This window comes from Neoactinobaculum massilliense (assembly GCF_900604955.1).
Taxonomy (GTDB): Bacteria; Actinomycetota; Actinomycetes; order Actinomycetales; family Actinomycetaceae; genus Neoactinobaculum; species Neoactinobaculum massilliense.
Map to the genome: position 1 here is coordinate 364784 of NZ_UWPE01000001.1, position 19754 is coordinate 384537.

Sequence of the window (19754 nt, forward strand, 5' to 3'; positions counted from 1 at the left end):
ACCCACCCGTTTTGCCAGCTGGGTGGGTGGCCATCGCTGCCCGCCCAGCCGCATGTAGAGGCACGAGGAACCATTGGAAGGAGGGCCATGAGTAGCGGCCTCAAACGAAACCTGCGGGCACGCCATGTATCAATGATGGCTCTCGGCGGCGCCATTGGCACCGGACTATTTCTCGCCTCCGGCGAGGCGGTGAGCCAGGCGGGCCCCGGTGGCTCCCTTGCCGCCTACGCGCTCATGGGCGTACTGGTGCTGGCGGTGATGCAATCCCTAGCGGAGATGGCCGCGGCAATTCCCGTATCCGGCTCCTTCCAGGAGTACGCGCGCAGGTTTACATCCGAGGCTTTTGGATTCGCCACCGGATGGAACTACTGGTTTAACGAGGTGGTGACCGTGGCGGCGGAGTTATCCGCGGCGGCCATTGTGATGCAGTACTGGTTCCCGGACTCCAGCGCCTGGCTGTGGGCTGGGCTCTTCCTCCTGCTGCTGGTGGCGCTCAACGCACTCACCGTGGGCTGGTACGGCGAATCTGAGTTCTGGTTTGCTCTCATCAAAGTGGTGGCCGTCCTCGTATTCCTGACTATCGGAGTGGCCATGATCGTGGGGATCCTCGGTGACTCGCCGGGCGGGCGGAACTGGAACGTCGGGGAGGCACCATTCGTCGGCGGTGCCGGCGGGGTTGCCGCGGTATTCATGGTGGCCGGTTTCGCATTCCAGGGCGTGGAATCCATGGGTGTGGCCGCCGGGGAAATGGAGGATCCCACCCGGTCCATCCCGCGCGCCACGCACGCGATCTTCTGGCGCATTCTGCTGTTTTACGTGGGCGCGATTGCCGTAATTGGTACGGTCCTACCGTATACGGATCCCAATCTCCTGAATTCGGATGTTACCGACGTTGCCGTATCACCATTCACGCTGGTCCTCGATCACGCGGGGGTGCTGGCCGCAGCCGCGGTCATGAACGCCATTATTCTGGCCTCGGTGCTGTCGTCCGGAAACTCTGTGCTCTACGTGTCGGTGCGCATGCTTCGTGCCCTGGCCGCGACAGGTTCGGCACCGCGCGGCCTCGCCGTCGTTTCCAAGCGGGGCGTGCCGGTGCGTTCACTACTCGCGTGTGTGCTGGTGGCAGCGGCCCTCTTCGCGCTCTCCATGTGGGGCAACGGTTCCGCCTATCTCTGGCTTGTCACCGCCTCCTCGATGTCCGGATTCCTTTCCTGGATGAGCATCTCCTGGAGTCACATTCGCTTCCGCCGCGCCATGCGGGCCCAGCACCATTCGCTTAGCGCTTTGCCATACCGCGCGCCGCTCTATCCGGTCGCGCCGGTGCTCTCGCTGGCGCTGTGCGCCTACGTGGTGGTTGGACAGGCGGTGGATGCCGCGCTCTCCGGTGCGGGCCTCGGATACGTTGTCGCTATCCTGTTTAGCCCGGCTCTCTTCCTCCTCCTCTGGTGGGGGCACCGGGCGGTGACCGGCTCTCGTCGCGTACGCCTTGAGGAGGCCGACCTGTCCGCACCCCAGGATATTGAGGTATAAACAACGCGGGCCTGAGGGCGGCCGGTATCCCGCCCACGCGGAGCGTGAATACGGAGTCGTGACGGCAGCGATGGCCTGATGACAGTGATTTCGTAACCACCTCGACGGCCCGCCGACACCGGCGTCGTCACCACTGCGACGTCGTCATGGTGCCGGGACCATAGATACCTTGATGCCACCCGAGCGGGCGGCAGGATAGACAAGATTACCGCGTGCTCACCCTCGACAGGTATGGTGGCGCCCGTGGATAATCACATGAACGCGCCGTTAGCGGCGGTAGATCCGGAGGTTGCGCGCATACTCGAAGGCGAACTGGGCCGGCAACGTAATGGGCTGGAAATGATTGCCTCGGAAAACTTTGTACCGCGGGCGGTGATGCAGGCTCAGGGGTCCGTACTCACAAACAAGTACGCCGAAGGTTACCCGGGCCGGCGCTACTACGGTGGGTGCGAATGGGTGGATCGCGTGGAGCGACTGGCCATTGAACGTGCGAAGGCCCTGTATGGGGCAACGTACGCGAATGTACAGCCGCACTCGGGCGCTCAGGCAAATGAGGCCATCTATGGCGCGTTCATGAAGCCGGGGGAGACCGTGATGGGCCTTGCGCTGGATCAGGGCGGGCACCTCACCCACGGCATGAAACTCAACTATTCGGGCCGCATCTTCAACGCGGTTGCCTACGGATTGAACCGGCAAACCTACCGCATCGATATGGATGAGGTGGCAAAAATGGCCCGGCTATACCATCCAAAAATGATTATTGCCGGCTGGTCCGCCTACCCGCGGCACCTTGATTTTGCGGCATTTCGGCAGATTGCGGATGAGGTGGGGGCGGTTCTTTGGACGGACATGGCCCATTTCGCCGGGCTGGTGGCCGCGGGACTTCACCCGAATCCGGTGTCGTACTCGGACGTGGTGACCACCACCATTCACAAGACGCTGGGCGGCCCGCGCTCGGGCATGATCCTGTCGCGGGATGCGGACAAGTACGCCAAAGTGCTCAATCGCGCCGTATTCCCGGGACTCCAGGGCGGTCCGCTCGAGCATGTCATCGCCGCGAAGGCCGTAGCGTTGGGGCTGGCCAGCGGTGAAGATTTCAGGGAGCGTCAGCAGCGCACGCTGGAGGGCGCACAGATCCTCGCGCAGCGTCTGCTGGAGCCGGACGTTAAGGAAGCCGGCATCACGCTGGTGACCGGCGGCACGGATGTGCACCTTGTGCTGGTGGACCTGCGCCACGCGGACCTTAACGGGCGCGAGGCGGAAAACCTGCTGGCGTCCATCGGTATTACGGTCAACCGCAATGCGGTGCCGTGGGATCCGCGGCCGGCCATGGTGACGTCCGGGTTGCGTATCGGCACCCCGGCGCTGGCCACGCGCGGTTTTGGCGAGGCGGAGTTCGAGGAGGTGGCGGACATTATTGCCACCGCGCTGGTGGCCGGACAGCAGGCGGATGTGGATGCGCTCTCCGCGCGGGTCCGCGCGCTCACTGAGGCCTTCCCGCTCTATGAAGGATTGGACCAGACAGGCGCGCGAGAGGTTACGACGGCCGGCTCGAGTGCCGCGGATTTCAGCGCGGTGACGACGCCGATGCCGGCCCCCGGTGCGATAGCCGGGGCGAGTGAGGGATCGGCTCGTACCAAGGAGGAGAACTAGTGGCGCGCATGCTGGATGGTCGGGTAGCTGCGGCCCAGATTAAAGCGGAGCTGCGCCAGCGAGTGGCGCGGCTCAAGGAGCACGGCATGACGCCGGGACTGGGCACAATTCTGGTGGGCGACGATCTTCCCTCGCACAAGTATGTGGATCTCAAGCATAGGGACTGCGCGGAGGTAGGTATTGCCTCAATCCGGCGCGATCTGCCGGCGTCGGCCTCCGAGGCGGAGGTACGCGGCGTGATCCGAGAGCTAAATGAGGACCCCGCGTGTACCGGCTACATTCTTCAGCTTCCTCTCCCGGACGGCATGGCCGAGGCCTCCATCATTGAGGATATTGATCCCGCGAAGGATGCGGATGGGCTCCACCCCATGAACCTTGGCCGTCTGGCCCTCACGGCCAATCAGCCAATCGGCACGCCGGTCGGGTGCACGCCCGCGGGGATTCTGGAGCTTCTGAGACGTCACGGCATATCCCTCCGTGGCAAACGCGTGGCGGTAGTAGGCCAGGGGGTGACGGCAGGGCGTCCACTCGGCCTGCTGCTCAGCCGAAAAGAAGTGGGTGCCACCGTCACGCTGTGCCGCTCCACCACCGAGAACCTTCACCGTATTTTGATGGAATCGGATGTCATCGTGGCCGCTGTGGGACGTGCGCACCTGGTGGGCCCGGAAGATGTTCCGGAGGGCGCGGTTCTGGTGGATGTTGGGGTAACGCGCACGCGGGATGCCAACGGAAAATGGCATACCATCGGGGATATTGACCCGGCCTCCTGGGAGAAAGCCTCCTGGGCAACGCCAAATCCCGGGGGCGTGGGGCCCATGACTCGCGTCATGCTGCTGGACAACGTGGTGCGGATGGCCGAGCGGCGCCTGGCTGCATAGCAGGTGGCAGGGAGGAACAAATGAAAATAACAACCGTGAACGTGAACGGCATTCGTGCCGCCGTGCGTAAAGGTATGCGGGACTGGGTGGCCGCCGAGGCGCCGGACGTCATTCTCATGCAGGAGGTGCGCGCCGACCCAGAGATAGTGACAACGGTGCTCCCGAATTCCGCGTACACGGTGCTGGTGGAAGCCTCCAAGCTCAAGGGCCGTGCCGGCGTGGCCGTGGCCGTGCGCCACGGGCTTGACATCGGCGAGGTACGGCGCGGGCTGCCGGAGGATGACATTCCTGTGGACACCGGCCGGTGGCTTGAGGTGGACCTGCCGGGGCTCACGGTGATTAGTGCCTATCTGCACTCCGGGGTTGCCTCTAAGCCGGAAAAGATGGACGCCAAGTACGCGCACCTGGACCGGGTGTCCGCGCGCCTCGCGGAACTGGATACCGCGGCTCCCATCCTCGTGTGCGGGGACTTCAACGTGGTGCGAGACGAACGCGGCATCGCCAACTGGCGTTCTAATCACAATCGCACCTCCGGCGTGCTCGATCAGGAAATCGCCTACCTGGACCGGTGGTTTGAGGCGGGTTGGAGTGACGTGCAACGTGAGCTTGAGGACCGCGCGGGCGGCGTCGTCGAAACCGATGGCGTGAAGAAGGACGTCTACACGTGGTGGTCCCAGCGCGGGAAGGCGTTTGATAACAACGTTGGCTGGCGCATCGACTACCAGATGGCAACCGCACCGCTTGCCGCCCGGGCAGAGACGTTCGCGGTGGGGCGCGCGGATGCGTGGGATAGGCGCTGGTCTGACCATGCGCCACTCACTGTTACTTACGATTTGTAGTAATAATGGCGCCCGCAGGTAGGAGGAACACTTTGAGTTTTCACGCGATTATCCCGGCCGGAGGCATCGGTTCGCGGTTGTGGCCGCTTTCGCGCGCCGCACGGCCGAAGTTTCTACTGGACCTTGAGGGTAACGGGCACTCCATGCTGCAGAACACGGTGGAGCGGCTGGCGCCCTACGCGGACTCCGTCACCGTGGTGACCGGCGCCGCGCACGCCGAGGGCGTACGTGACCAGCTGGCCGATGTGGCACCCGGGATAGATAAGCACGTGGTCGTGGAGCCGGTGCCCCGGGGCACGCTGCCGGCCATCGTGCTTGCTGCGCTACTCATTCAGCGCCGCTACGGGGACGCGGTGGTCGGTTCGTTTGCCGCCGATCACGTGATTCGCGATACCGCGGCGTTCGGGCGTGCACTAGGCGCCGCCGAGGCCGCCGCGCGCGAGGGCATGCTCGCCACCATCGGGATTACCCCCGACCGTCCCTCCACCGGCTTCGGCTATATCCATCTGGATGGACCCGCTCCCGCGAACGGCGCGTGGGGGAGGGCCGCCGCATTCGTGGAAAAGCCTGATTCGGCCACCGCACAGCGCTACCTGGACTCCGGGGACTACCTGTGGAACGCCGGCATGTTTGTTTTCCGGGTATCCGCGCTTACCGAGTCCTACACGGAGATCGCGGACACGGTCAGTCACCTGCGTGAGGTGGTGGGCGGCGGTACGCAGGACTTCGCCTGGAGTACGACGGCGAGGGCCGGCTGGGAGGCCACCCCCGTCTCTGTTATCGACACGGCGCTGGCCGAACCGCTGGCTGCACGCGGTCTGGTGGCCGTGGCGCCGGCGGACATGGGGTGGTCCGATGTGGGCGATTTTGCCTCGGCCGGTGATCTGCTGGACACGGATGAGCGCACGGCCCAGGTGGCGCCGGGTGGTAAGCCGCAGACCGTCCTGGCGCTCGATTCTGATGGTGCGTTGGTGTATGCCTCGGGTAAACCCGTGGTGCTCGTGGGCGTACCGGATGCCGTGGTGGTGGATAGCGGGGACGTATTATTGGTCACCCGCAGGGCGGCCGCGCAGCAGGTAAAAGGCGCCGTGGACGCGCTCCGTGCCATGGGAATGAACGATTTGCGCTAGGCGCGGCAGGCTGGAGAGGAGAACATATGCGAGACGAATATTGGCGCGGTGCACAGGTCCGGCGCGGGAAACTCATTCCATCCACCACGGCGGACACCAAGCTACTTCGTGAGACGGGACCGGAGGCTGCCTGGACTAAGACGGACCCGTGGCGCGTACTGCGAATTCAATCCGAGTTCGTGGAGGGATTTGGCGCCATGGCGGAGATGCCGCCGTGTATCTCCGTTTTTGGGTCCGCGCGGCTGCGCGAGGATTCACCGTACTATGCGGTGGCGCGGGAGATCGCGCGGCGTCTAGCGGAGGCCGGATGGGGCGTCATCACCGGTGGCGGCCCGGGCATGATGGAGGCCGCAAACCGCGGCGCCAAGGACGCCGACGGGCTCTCCGTGGGCCTTGGCATTGAGCTTCCGCATGAACAGGGCCTCAACGAGTGGGTGGACTTCGGCCTCAACTTCCGCTATTTCTTTGTGCGAAAGATGATGTTCCTCAAGTACGCCTCCGGATTTGTGGTGATGCCCGGCGGATTCGGCACGCTGGACGAACTCTTCGAGGCCATCACGCTGCGCCAGACGGGTAAGGTGCACCAGTTCCCCCTGGTATTGGTGGGACGTGAGTACTGGGACGGGCTCGTGGACTGGATTCGGGGCCGGCTTGTTGCTGAAAAGGTCATTGCCCCCACGGATCCTGATCTGATCGGCGTGGTGGATACGGCCGATGAAGCGGTGGCCTACATGCTGAATAATCTGCCACCCCTACAGGTGGACGACGCCGGGACGTCCGGCGCCAACTAGCCGCGCGTTCTGCAAGCGAGGTTTGCGACCAGCAGGGAAACTCGCGCGGGGTGGAACAGTCACCTGCGGGTAAGACGCGCCGGCTATTTTGGGGATATTCGCCGGCCTCTGGCTACCAATTCGGTAAGATAGGAGAGGTCGATCGCATAAAGCGTCGAAGGAAAGGACGGAAAATATGGCAGCCATGAAGCCACGCACAGGTGATGGTCCCCTGGAAGTGGAGCGCGAGCCACGTACTATCGTTGTCCGGATGCCGGTAGACGGAGGTGGGCGTCTGGTTATCGAGCTGAATGACGAAGAGGCCACCCATCTTAAGGAGGCACTGGCCGCTATCGAGCGCTAGTGAAAATAAGCTGCTGGGCCGCCGCGGGCGGCCCAGTTTTTATATCCGCATAGTTTTTATGTTCGCGCGAAGTGCGGGCCTACGGGACGACGACGAGCACGCCGTCGCCGATGGGAACCAGCGTCGAGGTGATCTCCTCCGCCTCAACATCGCGTAGCAGATTGCGCATGGCCACCACGTTCTCCTCGCGGCGCGCCGGATCCGGAACGTGCCCACCCTGGAACGCGTGTGCCACAATCGCTAGCCCGCCACGGCGAAGGAGCCGTAGTGCCTCCTCAAGGTCCGCGCGCGCCTGAAGCGGATCACCGTCTATAAGGACCAGATCATAGGAGCCGGAGGCCAGGCGCGGCAGGATATCCGTGGATGTACCCTCGATAATACGGGTGCGGTTGGAACGAACACCGGCGCTATGAAACGCGGAGCGCGCCCGCATCTGTGCCTCGTGGTTCGTATCGATGGTGGTGAGCACCAGGCCATCGGTGCCCAGGAGATGGAGGCCCGAGACGCCGGTACCGGTGCCGATCTCAACGGCCGTGCGTGCGCCGATGAGTCGAGCGAGGACGGCGAGAAAATGCGCCGCTGCGGGGGACATGGCGTCCACTCCCAGTTCGCGGGCCGCCTGACGCGCATCCCGCGTTACGTGGTCCTCGCCGGTGCGCTCTTCCGCGTAGGCCCACTCCTGAGTGTGATCGGCCATTGGTCCTCCTCTACTATGCTCGTCCCATCGTAGTGGCTTGACGAGACGGCGTTGTACCTATGCGCGGACTTTCGGGGTCTCCAGGCCGTCCGCGATGCTCCGGAGCATGTCACGCGCCGGGGAGGCCTCAGTTCGCAATACGTACGGCGTACCGGCGTCCGAGGACTCGCCAATGGGTGCCTCAAGCGGCACTTCGCCGAGCAGAGGCACCCGGTACCCCAGGTCCGTGCTGAGCGCCTTGGCCACGCGGGCGCCGCCACCGGTGCCGAAAATGGCGGAATGTGTGCCGTCCGGCATCACCATGTAGCTCATGTTTTCTACCACGCCCACTACGCGCTGGCCGGTCTGACCGCCCAGTGACCCCGCGCGTTCGGCAACCGCGGCGTCCGAGGCTTGCGGCGTCGTCACCACAAGGATCTCCGAGCGTGGAATCAACTGAGCCACGGACATCGCCACGTCGCCCGTTCCCGGCGGAAGATCAAGAAGCAGGAAGTCGAGGTCATCCCAGAATACGTCGGAGAAAAACTGCTGGATTGCCCGGTGCAGCATCGGGCCGCGCCACATAACCGGTGCATTGTCTTGAATAAACATGCCGATGGAAATTGTTTTCACGCCGTGACCAATGGGCGGAACAATCATGGAGTCGATTGCTACGGGCTGCTGGGTAATGCCCATCATGCGTGGAATGGAGAAACCATAAATGTCGGCATCCACCAGCCCCACCCGGTATCCACGCCGCGCCAACTCGGTGGCAAGATTTGCGGAGATGGTGGATTTTCCCACGCCGCCCTTACCGGAGGCCACCGCCAGCACACGGGTGGGTGAATCGGGATCCGTGAACGGATTGCCGGGCTCCTCTCCACCGCGGAGCTGCTTGCGTAGCGTTTCGCGCTGCGCGTCATCCATCGCGCCGAGTGACACACTCACGCTCTCCACTCCGTCGAGCGCTAGAAGCGCCTCTGTGACGGCAGATTCGAGAGTACCCCCGAGCGGGCAGGCCGGCGTGGTGAGAAGAACGCGCACGTCCACGTGGTCATCATTTACCGCCACGTTATCTACCATGTTGAGCTCGGTGATGGGCCGCCGAAGTTCAGGATCAATGACCTTACCCAGCTGTTGTATGACGTTGTCCGAGGTGACCATGGGGCAACTCTAGCGGCCCGCGGCACAGATGTGCCCGGGTGTGCGAGTGCCCGCGGGTTATGGATGGTGGAGGCGATGGGGATTCTGGGACGTGCGCGGGCGCTCGCGGGTGCGTCGATATCCGGGGACCTCGACGTCGGCGGGGCACTTACCACTCCTGATCCAGCCGTGCACCATGATGAAACGAAACGCACAATGTTGCTGAATCGTTGCCCAATTGATACCGAATTGGAGCCGATGACAGGTCCGGGGACGTGCGGGGGTGATGCACACTAGTTCGGTGCTCGGGCCGTGAGGCCGCGTCAACGGAAAGCGAAGAGGAATGAGCGTAACGCAACGCCAAACCCAACGGATTGGTGGACTCGATGGTATGCGCGCCGTCGCGGCGATGTTGGTGCTGCTGTATCACCTGGATGCGGTGCACTTCTCGGCCGGATTCATCGGCGTGGACATCTTCTTCGTCATCTCCGGTTTTCTCATTACCTCACTTTTGGTGCGCTCACGGCAGAAAAATGGCCGGATGGACCTGCGTACGTTCTGGCGCAAGCGGGTGCGGCGGCTGGTGCCGGCGGTGGTGATGACCACCGTGTGCGGGCTGGCACTGGCGCGGCTTGTGGGCGGCGACGCGCTGGTTGGCATGGGCTGGCAGGGACTGGGCAGTATCACCGGTACCTACAACTGGTTCGAGATCGCCAATTCTGCTTCTTATTTTGACCAGCAGTCCCCGCAACTACTCACGAACATGTGGTCCCTTGCGGTGGAGCAGCAGTTCTACCTGTTCTGGCCGCTGCTGCTGGCAGGTATTTTGCTGCTCCCGCGGCGCTGGCGGCCGGGCGCAGCGCTCGGTCTGGCCGGTGCATCCGCGATTGCCTCACAGCTCGCGTCCATGGCTGCCGAGGACGTGACGCGTGCCTACGTGGGCACAGATACGCACGCCTACGGATTGATGATCGGCGCCGCGGTGGCACTGGCCTTCCCGCATGCGCTAGAAGGCGAAGGACCGCGGCTGACCGTACGGGGTCACCGCGCACTGGGGGTGGGAAGCTGGTTGGCGCTCACCGCCATCATCCTGCTCGCCGTGCTGATGCCCGACAACGACTTCATGTACCCCTGGGGTACCGTTCTGGCCTCCCTGCTGGGCGGCGTGGTAGTGCTGGGATTCCTTGGCGGGGAAGGAGCCGGAGCTCCAACGCTCATGGGGCTGCTCAACTCCCGTGTCATGGTGTGGCTGGGAGAGCGCTCCTATGGAATCTACCTGTGGCACTGGCCGCTGCGCGTCCTCTTCTTCTACGCGTTCCACCCCTCACCCTGGGTGAATGCCATGCTGGTGACGGCACTGTCCGTACTACTCGCCCACCTCTCCTACACCTACGTGGAGACGCCGATTCGGCGTGAAGGGCTCACGGCGTGGGTGCGGCGGATCTATCTGGCACACCGGGATAATCGTGGGGCGCTCGCGATGCGAGTGGGCGCCGCAGCGGTGGTCCTGGCACTGGCGCTGACCGCCGTAGGAACCTCACACGCGGAAAGCTCGGCCCAGGAATACATTGAGCAGGGGCGCGCGGCGCTGGGCACACCGGCCACCCCGCCGGCGGCGAGCGGCCGGCCGGCGGAGCAGCCAGCGGGTAACAATAAAGCGCCAGCCGCCGGGAATACGGCGGGTAATGCAGCCGTCTCACCCGTTGAGTCCGCGGCCCCCGGCGGAGCGGCATCCGTCGCACCGAGTGGTGCGGCAACGGCTGCTCCCCACCCGAAGGACTCCACCCAGGTCACCATCATTGGCGATTCGGTGGCATTGGCCGCGGCACCGGCCCTCCGGCGGGCATTCCCGGGCGCCCTGATCGACGCCGAGGTGTCCCGCTCGGTGCGGGTGGCACCGGATCTCATGGCCACATATGCGCGGCAGGGCAAACTAGGCACCTACGTGGTCATTGCCTTAGCAACGAACGCAACCATTCGGGAGCGGGACTGGAACGCTATTGACCGGGTGGCCGGGCCGGACCGCCGGATTGTGTTCGTTACCGGATACGGGCCGGCGGACAAGACGTGGATTTCCGCGGCGAACACGGAGATCCAGGCGTTGGCGCAGGCGCACCCGGATCGAGTCCGGGTGGCCGATTGGGCCTCCATCGCCGCCGCCCACCAGGACGAGTTGGCCGGTGATCACGTCCACCCGGATGGCCGCCTTGCACCCGCCTACGCTCAGGCGGTGAAGGACGCGGTCGATTCGTTCTAGGGCGGCTAGTTAGCCAGCGTGCGGGGCTCACCGCGAGCCTCGCGCAACTCCGCTTCGAGCTCGGAGATGCGCTGCTCGCGTTCGGCAATTGCCTCGTCACGGTCACGATTAATCTCGTCGAGCAGATCGCGTAGCTCGGAGCGAACGTAATCGCGCGTGGCTACCTCGCCGAGCGCCATGCGCATACCGGCAATCTCACGGGTGAGATACTCGGTATCCGTGAGATTGCGCGCGCTCTGTTGCCGATCATTTTCGGCCTGCACGCGGTCGCGGGCATCCTGACGGTTCTGTGCGAGCAGGATGAGGGGGGCCGAGTAGGACGCCTGTAGGGACAGCATGAGCGTGAGAGCGGTGAACCCCAGGTCCGCGGAATCAAAACGTAGATGCGCCGGTGCGAGCGAATTCCAGCCGATCCAGATAGCCACGAAAATGGTGAGCCAGAGGAGGAAGGTAGGGGTACCGGAGAACCGGGCGATGGTTTCAGCGAAGCGTCCGCCTCGGTCCGTATCCTTCTTACGTCGACGGCGAAGGAGGGGGAGTCCGCTACGGCGATCCAGCGGCTTATCGAGTTCCGATGCCATTTAATCCTCCTTCTCATGCGTGGCCGGTTCGGCGTGGGGAGTGCCGGTACTGCCGGTCGAGTCATGGCTTTCTTCCTCACCGTCCGTATGCCATTCTTCGCCTTCGTTCCACTGCTCGCCCTCGGTCTCGTCGTCATCACGCCAGTCCTCAGGCAGAATGTGATCCAGGACGTCGTCAACGGACACGGCGCCCACCAGCAGGCCGTTATCCACCACCGGCAGCGCGGTGAGATTGTAGGTAGCCAATTCGCGGGTGACCGCTGATAGCGAGGCATCCGGTTCAATACCCTCAACATCCGCGTCGATGATGGAGCCAAGCATGGTGGAGGGTGGTTCTCGCAGGGCGCGCTGAAGATGAACGGCACCGATATAGCGGCCCGTGGGCGTTTCCATGGGCGGTCGCGTAACAAAGAAGATGGTGGCCAGAGCCGGGGGAAGATCCGGCCGCTGAGCCGAGGCAAGGGCCTTGGCTACCGAATCATCGGGGGAGAGGATGAGCGGACTGGTTGTCATGAGGCCACCGGCCGTGCGCTCGTCATAGCTCATGAGGCGGCGCACATCCTCCGCCTTATTTTCCCCCATGTAATCCAGCAACCGTGCGGCGGTGGATGGTTTTAAATCGGCAATCAAATCCGCCGCGTCATCCGGCTGCATCACGTCAATTACCTCCGCGGCCCGGTGGAGATTGAGCCCTGCAATAACCGTGAGGCGGTCGTCGTCGGACAACTCCTCGATAATGTCAGCCAGTCGCTCATCCGTCAGCGAGCGGGCGACGGCCACCATGCGGTCGCCGGGCAGGTCATGGAGGATATCGGCCACGTCTGCGGCCTTGAGCCCCTGGATCTGGGCGGCCAGCGTGGCGGTGCCCTGGTACTTTGCCGGGGAGGCGAGTCCGGTTACCTCGGAGATGCTAAAAATATTGCTTTCGCCGCGGCGCGGGCCGCTTCCGCGCACGTACACCTGGGTGAGTGCCCACTCCTTGGGGCGCACCCGTTCAATGGCGGCGTCCACCACCGTGGCGGCGTCGCCTGTAGCCTTGATGGTTACCTCTCTATCGAGAAGCTGACCCACCACCAGGTGTTCCACGTTGCGCTTGGCGAATCGACGCACATTGACCACGCCCGTGGTAATCACCTGCCCGTCCCGGATAGCCGTGACGCGCGTGAACGGGAGAAACACGCGCCGGCGGGCCATGTCGATGACCAGGCCCACGGCCATTGGGGCGCCCTGGAGGCGGAATACCACCACCACATCATGGACGAAACCCACCTTGTCACCTATGGGGTCGAAAACTTCGGTGCCTACTAGCCGGGCAACAAATACGCGTGACTGAGTATCGGATGACAAGGCGCCCCCTTTACGCTTCGTACTACGGCGTTGATTTTATGCCGTGACGGTGGTGGAGCGCCTGTGGTGCTCGGCGCCCCTAGTATCGGAATCTACTTGTTCCAGATTCCGGCCATCCAGCTCTCGATATCATCCACCTCGCGGGGAATGAATTCGGAGAGACGCTCGGCGCCGTTCTGTGTGCGAAGGATGTCATCCTCAATGCGCACGCCGATGCCGCGGAAGCGTTCGGGCACCTTGAGATCGTCAGCGCGGAAGTAGAGGCCGGGCTCGATCGTGAAGATCATGCCGGGTTCCAGGAAGGCATCCACGTACATTTCGCGGCGGGCGGCCGCGCAATCGTGGACGTCCAATCCGAGGTGATGCGAGGTGCCGTGAGGCATCCAACGCCGGTGGAACTGCCCGGTGGGGGCCAGCGATTCCTCCGCGGTACCGGGGAGCATGCCCCAGTTTTCCAGTGCCTTGGCCAGCACCTCCATGGCGGCCGAGTGGAGATCCCGGAAGCGCGCGCCGGCCTGTCCGGCCACCTCAAGGGCACGATTGGCGGCGTCGAGCACCACCTGATACACCTCGCGCTGGGCGTCGGTGAACTTGCCATTCACCGGGAGCGTACGCGTGATATCGGCGGTGTACAGCGAGTCCAGTTCCACGCCGGCATCCACCAGGATGAGGTCGCCGTCCTTGACCGGGCCATCATTCGTCATCCAGTGCAGCGTGTTTGCGTGATTGCCGGAGGCCGCGATGGTTTCGTATCCGAGGCCATTTCCCTGCTCGCGCGCATTGGCCGCAAATGCTCCCTCAACTACGCGTTCGCCGCGGGGGGGGGCCTGCGTTGCGCGCGGCAACTCCGCGATGATCTGCTCGAAGCCGTCGTAGGTAGCCCTGATGGCCTTGCGCATTTCCTGAACTTCCCAGGAATCCTTACGCAGGCGGAGCTCGGCAAGCTTCTCCGCCAGTTTGAGATCCCGGGCCTCCGCGCCGTCGTCAATACCGGCGGCCTGGCGCAACTCCGATACCAGTGCCTCAATTTCTGCGTCAGACTGCGGTAGTACGCGCAACTGCACCTGACCGAGATCCTTCGAGAGTGCGTCGCGAAGGTTATCGATATGGTCCGTTTTAATGCCGGTGAGCGTGTGCACGTCCTCGAGGGATGGCCGTGCGCCCACCCAGAATTCGCCGTGCTTGGCATCCGCGTAGAACTCCTCGGAGGAGCGTGAGGAACGCGGGAAGAAGTAGAGGGTGACATCATGGCCGCCTTCGGGTTTCGGGTTGAACACCAGCACCGCGCCGGGTTCCTTTTCCTCACCCAGTCCGGACATGTGCGAGAACGCCGAATGTGCGCGGAAACGGTAGTCATTGTCATTGTTGCGCACGCGTGGTTCGCCGGCGGGAATGACCAGCCGTTCACCGGGGAACAGCTTGGAGAGGGCCTCATGACGTGCAGGCAGAAAATCCGCAACGGCGGACCGCTGTGGGCCGGCCGGGCGCGGGCCCCAGTCACTGCCCATAAACGCCCGGAACGCGTCATTATGCGGTTGCTGGGAACGATTGTCGCCGCGAGACTTCAATTCATCAGATGCTTTCGTCATGTAACCAGTATCGCACCGTGGTGCGACATTCATGTCCCGTCCGACGCCGGAGCGTCCGGTGAGGGACAACACCGGCACTGGGGTGGGGACGACGTCGTTCGCGTGGGTGGGCTTACGCGGGCATCGACGTCGGACGCCGGAATAGACGTGACCGGCAGACACGATCGGGACGCGCGTAACGGTGGTACTGCCGGGCATATCAGACCACTAGGATTAATCCATGCGCGTTGACACCCACACTCATTCCACGGCCTCAGATTCCACGGTCAGCCCGACTGCACTCATGGACGAAGCGCGGGCGGCGGGGCTGGACGGTATCGGACTGACCGATCATGACACGATGGCCGGCTGGGATGAGGCCGCCGCGATGGTGGCACAAACGGGTGTTGCACTCATTCGCGGGGTGGAGTTTTCCACGCGATACCACGGTATTACGGTGCACATGCTCGGCTATCTTTTTGATCCGTCGGACGCCCGTATACGCGAGCACATCGCGAAAATGCGGACGGCTCGCGTGGACCGTGCCCGTACCATGGTGGAGCGAATTAGCGCCGATTTTCCCCTCACCTGGGCGGATGTGGAGGAGCAGATTGGGGATGCACAGGTGGTGGGGCGGCCCCACATTGCGGACGCCATGGTGGCCAAAGGTTTCGCGGCGGACCGTTCGGAAGCCTTCGAGCGTTTTCTCAAACCGGGCGGGCCCTACTTCATTCACTACTATGCGCCGGAGACAACGGACGTGATTGGCTGGATCAATGAGGCGCACGGAAAAGCTGTTTTTGCTCATCCCGCGGCGCCGCAGCGCAGCCGCATGGTGCCCTTCGCCGCGCTGGACGAATTCGCCGCGGCGGGACTATTCGGGGTGGAGATTGATCATCCGGAAAATGATGGTCGCTATATTCCGGAGCTTACGGCACGCGCGCAGCGGCTGGGTTTAGCCAGATTCGGGGCGAGCGATTATCATGGGGCGGGTAAGCCTAACCGGCTCGGTGAATATGTCACCGCTCCCGAGATCTTGGAGGACCTGGTCGCCGGTACGTACCTGGAGGTCCTTCACGAGTGAGTGTATTTGACGGCGTCTTTTTCCTCTCCTCTTTTACCACTCTCATTGTCATTTCTGATCCGCTCGGCAATCTCCCCGTGTTCATTGGGCTGACCGCCCGTTTCACCGCCAGGGAGCGCAACCGGGTGGCCTTCAATGCTGTGCTCACGTCCGTGCTGGTATTGCTTTTCTTCGGCCTGTTTGGGAGCGCGCTGCTGCGGTTGCTGGATCTTTCTACCGAATCCATGCAGATTTCGGGTGGGATTCTGCTGCTCATTGTGTCTCTTCAACTCATGCTGGGTATGGGGGAGAACAGTTCTGATGAGGAGGGGGAATCTTCCACGCGTGCGAACGTGGCGATTGTTCCGTTGGGGATTCCGCTGCTTGCAGGCCCGGGTACCGTTGTGGCCATTATGGTCGCCGCCAATCAGGCGCGTGAGAGTGCGGGCGCCGTGGTGGCTTTGATTGCGGCCTTTGTGCTGGTCCACCTCATTGAGTGGGTTGTGTTCCGATTCGCCAATCCCATTCATCGCGTGATCGGAGACCCGGGTACCGTGCTGCTCACCCGATTGGCGGGCATGATCCTGGCGGCCATCTCCGTGCAAATGGTGATTGACGGAATCGTGTCGGTGGTTCAACACGCGTAAGTGTGCCGGTTATCCGGGGCTTTAGTCGGTTGTTCGTTGGGCGGCTGCTCGTTGGGCGACTGTTCGCCGTTTTGCCCGCAGACGCGTCCGGGCTCGGTTCTGTGTGTGGACCGCCCTCAACGTGCGTAACAGCGTCCGTGAGATCGTGTCACTGGGCAGGGCACTTTCACAGAAACTGATGCACGTTTGTGCAGTATTTAAGTATTTTTGGGCGGATGAGTTTTCATCGCACGGCGTCATCTGGCGGTAGGGAGCCGATCAAAGCAGAGAGGGTGCACCAACCCAAGTGGGCGTTTGGGCGCGACAGTGGTGATTATCGCAACGATGTCGGTACAGTGTTGGAGTCCGCGCGGGCCTCAAAAATGGGGCCCATGGTCCTTATGCTTCAAAGGAGATGCATGTACGCGACTATTTGGGTCCAGGAGGCCCTGGGTACGGCCATCCTCATCCTGCTGGGTGACGGTGTGGTGGCAAATAATCTACTTGTGCGGTCGAAGGGCCGTGGCGGCGGGTGGCTGATGGTGACCATTGGCTGGGGCCTCGCTGTGATGATGGGTGTGTACGTGGCTACGGTACCGGCGCCCATCTCAACCCCGCCGTGACACTCGGCCTAGCCGCCGCGGGTGGGCCGCTCTACGGTGGCAACCCGGATCTGGGCTACGCGGCTATCCCGGCTACTGCCGGCACCATTACGTCCTACATTTTGGCGCAAATGGTGGGGGCCATTATCGGCGCCGTGTTTGTGTGGCTGACCTACAAGAAGCACTATGACCTGGAGAAGGATTCGGCGGCAATTCTGGGTACCTTCTCCACCGGTCCCGAGATTCGTTCCTACGGCTGGAACTTCCTCACCGAGCTCATTGGCACCTTCGTGCTGGTGTTTGTGATCCTCGAATTCGGGCATACGCCCTCGGGCCTCGGGCCGCTCGCGGTTGCGCTCCTTATCGTTGTCATAGGTGCATCTCTGGGCGGGCCCACGGGCTACGCAATTAACCCCGCGCGTGACCTGGGGCCGCGTATCGCTCACGCATTCCTGCCAATTCCCCACAAGGGATCATCCGACTGGGGCTATGCCTGGGTACCCGTGTTCGGTCCGCTGGCGGGTGGCATCCTGGCCGGCCTGCTGTATGCGGTTCTATAAGTAGTTCTGTGGGGCGGTGATCACACCGCCCCACTCTTTTGTTGAACCGCTAGATTACTTGCGCACCTGGCCTATGACACGCCCGCGCGAGCCACGCCGAGTGCCGGACTGATTGGACCGGCCTACCTTGCGGGCAACAGGTTCGCGGCGCACTGACTTACGCCCTGTCCGTGTGCTCGACTGCGTGCGAGCGGCGTGCGCCGTTCTAGTGCCGGTGCGCTCCTGATGCTTGGATGTTTGCGTGCGCTTCTCGGGTGCGCGCCGAGAAGCGGTCCTCGACGTGCGCACGGCTGTGTTGCGTGTCCTGTCATGACCGCGGCTCACGCTGCGCGTGTTGGTACCACGCGTATGTGCATCGTGCGAAGAGGCGGTGTGCGTCGCTTCTGTGCGCGACGGCGCAGTTGTGCGCGGGCTGCGCGTGGGAGCACTGGCGCTTCTAGCACGCGACGGCCTGGACACCGTTTGTGATGTCACACGTGTGGTGACCGCTTCCTTGCGTTCGGGAGTGGAGGCACTCCGCCCATAGCGGGTTTCCACGGGCGCGGTATTTGTGAGCACACGGCGTCGGCGCACGTGCTGTTCCGACTGTGCCGTGCTGCGCGAACGACGGCGCGAAGCTACCTCCCGTTGGTTTGCGGAGGCATCGTGGCGATGCGATGACGTGTTACGTGCTGGACCGTCTGCGCCCGTGCGTACGCGGCGTCGTGAGGTGCCACGTGAATCCTCATCCGGAGACGCCAGGCGACGACGCTGATGCCTGCTGCCGCCCCGTTGCACGGAGGAACGGGGTGTCTCCCGTGCCTGAGTGGTCCGGCTCGATGTATGCCCGGAGCGGGAAAGGCGGCCCGTGACATCGTGCGGAATATTGAGGTCCGCGTAAAGATGGTCGGACGTGTGGTATGTCTCGGGCGGATCCGGGATACCAAGGTTGAGTGCCTGATTAATGAGGCCCCAGCGAGGTAGATCCTCCCAATCCACGAAGGTGACCGCGGTGCCGGAGTGACCGGCGCGTCCCGTGCGGCCGATTCGGTGGATGTAATGCCGCTCGTCCTCAGGCATCTGGTAATTAATAACGTGGGTGACATCATCGACGTCAATACCGCGGGCCGCCACATCGGTGGCAACGAGAACATCAATTTTCCCGTCTCGGAATGCACGTAGGGCACGTTCGCGTTGGCTTTGACCAAGATCACCGTGGAGCGCGCCGGCGGCGAAACCGCGTTCGACGAGTTCTTCCTCCACACGTGCCGCCGTGCGTTTTGTACGCGTGAAGATAATGGTGCGGCCGCGCCCGCGCGCCTGAAGGATACGGGCCACCACTTCCGTTTTGTTCATCGGGTGGCAGCGATACACCACCTGAAGTGTGTTCTTGACGGTGGCGCCATCATCGTTCGGATCCTGCACGCGGATATGGGTGGGCTTACTCATGTGGCGACGGGCCATATTAATGACCGCGCCGGGCATGGTGGCGGAGAACAACATGGTTTGCCGCCGGGCGGGTGCATAGGACAGAAGTTTTTCCACGTCGGGTAGGAAACCAAGGTCCAGCATTTCATCGGCCTCATCCAGCACGACGGTGTGGGCCTGATCAAGGCGAAGTTTATGGGAGCCGATGAAATCAAGAATGCGTCCGGGAGTGCCAACAATAATTTCGACGCCGCGGCGGAGTGCATCCTCCTGCGGTTCGTAGGCGCGCCCTCCATAGATGTCCGCAATGCGGATGGTGCGGTTAGCCGCTGCGCGCCGCATTTCCGTGGCTACCTGCTGGGCCAGTTCACGCGTGGGGAGTACCACCAGTCCCTGCGGGGCGCCCTGATCTCGAGTGGAGAGATCCTCCCAGCCGTCCTCGCCCGGGCCCACCACTTTCTCAATCATGGGAATGGCGAAGCCCAGGGTTTTCCCGGTCCCTGTTTTCGCCTGGCCAATAATGTCACGGCCCTTGAGTGCTACCGGCAGTGTGAGTGCCTGAATGGGGAACGGTGCGGTGATCCCGTGTGCGTCGAGCGCTGAGGTGATGGCCTCCGATACGCCAAAGTCTGCGAACGTTTTCCCTTCTGCGGAGCTGGCATCGCCCGTGATGTCTGCTCGAACCTCAGCTGTTTGAGGTGCCGAGGCGTGTGAGGAGTCAACAACTCCTGTTGCCATACCTATCCTTCCTGTGCTGCAA

At 63.1% G+C, this 19754-nt stretch carries 16 protein-coding genes and 1 pseudogene; 11 read left to right on the plus strand and 6 right to left on the minus strand.

Translation table 11 applies throughout. The features are described from left to right. The first annotated feature begins 87 nt into the window (after positions 1-87). From EIH27_RS01595 to EIH27_RS01625, 7 genes are all read left to right on the plus strand, one after another. Positions 88-1530, plus strand: a complete 1443-nt coding sequence (locus tag EIH27_RS01595; protein ID WP_124039246.1) for an amino acid permease — start codon at positions 88-90, stop codon at positions 1528-1530. A 231-nt stretch (positions 1531-1761) separates the two neighbouring features. Continuing rightward, positions 1762-3183 carry a serine hydroxymethyltransferase gene (glyA, locus tag EIH27_RS01600; RefSeq protein ID WP_420892132.1) on the plus strand — a complete coding sequence of 474 codons (1422 nt, stop codon included), beginning with the start codon at positions 1762-1764 and terminating at the stop codon, positions 3181-3183. Positions 3184-3191: 8 nt separating this feature from the next. Next, positions 3192-4061 (plus strand): bifunctional methylenetetrahydrofolate dehydrogenase/methenyltetrahydrofolate cyclohydrolase, encoded by an 870-nt coding sequence (locus EIH27_RS01605; RefSeq protein ID WP_124040092.1) that lies wholly within the window; start codon positions 3192-3194, stop codon positions 4059-4061. 20 nt (positions 4062-4081) lie between these two features. Further along, the gene (locus EIH27_RS01610) at positions 4082-4900 is read left to right on the plus strand and encodes an exodeoxyribonuclease III (RefSeq protein ID WP_124039248.1); all 819 of its coding nucleotides are present in this window, start codon (positions 4082-4084) and stop codon (positions 4898-4900) included. Positions 4901-4932: 32 nt separating this feature from the next. Beyond that, positions 4933-6030, plus strand: coding sequence for a mannose-1-phosphate guanylyltransferase (locus EIH27_RS01615; RefSeq protein ID WP_124039249.1), 1098 nt, complete (start codon positions 4933-4935; stop codon positions 6028-6030). Positions 6031-6056: 26 nt separating this feature from the next. Next, positions 6057-6821, plus strand: a complete 765-nt coding sequence (locus EIH27_RS01620; protein WP_124039250.1) for an LOG family protein — start codon at positions 6057-6059, stop codon at positions 6819-6821. Positions 6822-6996: 175 nt separating this feature from the next. Continuing rightward, positions 6997-7164: a DUF3117 domain-containing protein gene (locus EIH27_RS01625; RefSeq protein WP_124039251.1), complete on the plus strand. Its 168-nt coding sequence runs from the start codon at positions 6997-6999 to the stop codon at positions 7162-7164. A 79-nt stretch (positions 7165-7243) separates the two neighbouring features. Here EIH27_RS01625 and EIH27_RS01630 read toward each other — a convergent pair whose 3' ends face one another. Both EIH27_RS01630 and EIH27_RS01635 read right to left on the minus strand, forming a co-directional pair. Then, positions 7244-7861: an O-methyltransferase gene (locus EIH27_RS01630; RefSeq protein ID WP_124039252.1), complete on the minus strand. Its 618-nt coding sequence runs from the start codon at positions 7859-7861 to the stop codon at positions 7244-7246. Positions 7862-7918: 57 nt separating this feature from the next. Next, complete coding sequence (locus tag EIH27_RS01635) at positions 7919-9004, minus strand: Mrp/NBP35 family ATP-binding protein (protein WP_124039253.1); 1086 nt, start codon at positions 9002-9004, stop codon at positions 7919-7921. 322 nt (positions 9005-9326) lie between these two features. On the opposite strand from EIH27_RS01635, the gene EIH27_RS01640 reads away from it, so the two are divergent. Further along, the gene (locus EIH27_RS01640) at positions 9327-11240 is read left to right on the plus strand and encodes an acyltransferase family protein (protein ID WP_124039254.1); all 1914 of its coding nucleotides are present in this window, start codon (positions 9327-9329) and stop codon (positions 11238-11240) included. A gap of 5 nt (positions 11241-11245) precedes the next feature. Here the strand turns inward: EIH27_RS01640 and EIH27_RS01645 are convergent, their stop codons facing one another. From EIH27_RS01645 to EIH27_RS01655, 3 genes are all read right to left on the minus strand, one after another. Continuing rightward, positions 11246-11821, minus strand: coding sequence for a DUF1003 domain-containing protein (locus EIH27_RS01645; RefSeq protein WP_124039255.1), 576 nt, complete (start codon positions 11819-11821; stop codon positions 11246-11248). Further along, positions 11822-13168 carry a magnesium transporter MgtE N-terminal domain-containing protein gene (locus tag EIH27_RS01650; RefSeq protein ID WP_124039256.1) on the minus strand — a complete coding sequence of 449 codons (1347 nt, stop codon included), beginning with the start codon at positions 13166-13168 and terminating at the stop codon, positions 11822-11824. Between the two features lie 92 nt (positions 13169-13260). Next, entirely contained in the window at positions 13261-14757 is a 1497-nt protein-coding gene (locus EIH27_RS01655) for an aminopeptidase P family protein (RefSeq protein WP_124039257.1), read from the minus strand. A 220-nt stretch (positions 14758-14977) separates the two neighbouring features. Here EIH27_RS01655 and EIH27_RS01660 point away from each other — a divergent pair, with 220 nt between their 5' ends. From EIH27_RS01660 to EIH27_RS01670, 3 genes and pseudogenes are all read left to right on the plus strand, one after another. Then, positions 14978-15820 carry a PHP domain-containing protein gene (locus EIH27_RS01660; protein ID WP_124039258.1) on the plus strand — a complete coding sequence of 281 codons (843 nt, stop codon included), beginning with the start codon at positions 14978-14980 and terminating at the stop codon, positions 15818-15820. After that, on the plus strand, positions 15817-16446 hold the full coding sequence (locus EIH27_RS01665; protein ID WP_124039259.1) for a MarC family protein: 630 nt from the start codon (positions 15817-15819) through the stop codon (positions 16444-16446). Before EIH27_RS01660 ends, EIH27_RS01665 begins: the two co-directional genes overlap by 4 nt. Positions 16447-16844: 398 nt before the next feature. Then, a pseudogene (locus EIH27_RS01670) lies at positions 16845-17587 on the plus strand (MIP/aquaporin family protein). 54 nt (positions 17588-17641) lie between these two features. Here the strand turns inward: EIH27_RS01670 and EIH27_RS08110 are convergent. Then, positions 17642-19732, minus strand: coding sequence for a DEAD/DEAH box helicase (locus EIH27_RS08110; RefSeq protein ID WP_124039260.1), 2091 nt, complete (start codon positions 19730-19732; stop codon positions 17642-17644). Positions 19733-19754 lie beyond the last annotated feature (22 nt).

What these genes read in the sequence shown, in the direction of transcription:
- EIH27_RS01595 (WP_124039246.1), top strand. Translation starts at nt 88, where the DNA reads ATGAGTAGCGGCCTCAAACGAAACCTGCGGGCACGCCATGTATCAATG.
- glyA (WP_420892132.1), top strand. Translation starts at nt 1,762, where the DNA reads ATGGTGGCGCCCGTGGATAATCACATGAACGCGCCGTTAGCGGCGGTA.
- EIH27_RS01605 (WP_124040092.1), top strand. Translation starts at nt 3,192, where the DNA reads ATGCTGGATGGTCGGGTAGCTGCGGCCCAGATTAAAGCGGAGCTGCGC.
- EIH27_RS01610 (WP_124039248.1), top strand. Translation starts at nt 4,082, where the DNA reads ATGAAAATAACAACCGTGAACGTGAACGGCATTCGTGCCGCCGTGCGT.
- EIH27_RS01620 (WP_124039250.1), top strand. Translation starts at nt 6,057, where the DNA reads ATGCGAGACGAATATTGGCGCGGTGCACAGGTCCGGCGCGGGAAACTC.
- EIH27_RS01625 (WP_124039251.1), top strand. Translation starts at nt 6,997, where the DNA reads ATGGCAGCCATGAAGCCACGCACAGGTGATGGTCCCCTGGAAGTGGAG.
- EIH27_RS01630 (WP_124039252.1), bottom strand. Translation starts at nt 7,861, where the DNA reads ATGGCCGATCACACTCAGGAGTGGGCCTACGCGGAAGAGCGCACCGGC.
- EIH27_RS01635 (WP_124039253.1), bottom strand. Translation starts at nt 9,004, where the DNA reads ATGGTCACCTCGGACAACGTCATACAACAGCTGGGTAAGGTCATTGAT.
- EIH27_RS01640 (WP_124039254.1), top strand. Translation starts at nt 9,327, where the DNA reads ATGAGCGTAACGCAACGCCAAACCCAACGGATTGGTGGACTCGATGGT.
- EIH27_RS01645 (WP_124039255.1), bottom strand. Translation starts at nt 11,821, where the DNA reads ATGGCATCGGAACTCGATAAGCCGCTGGATCGCCGTAGCGGACTCCCC.
- EIH27_RS01655 (WP_124039257.1), bottom strand. Translation starts at nt 14,757, where the DNA reads ATGACGAAAGCATCTGATGAATTGAAGTCTCGCGGCGACAATCGTTCC.
- EIH27_RS01660 (WP_124039258.1), top strand. Translation starts at nt 14,978, where the DNA reads ATGCGCGTTGACACCCACACTCATTCCACGGCCTCAGATTCCACGGTC.
- EIH27_RS08110 (WP_124039260.1), bottom strand. Translation starts at nt 19,732, where the DNA reads ATGGCAACAGGAGTTGTTGACTCCTCACACGCCTCGGCACCTCAAACA.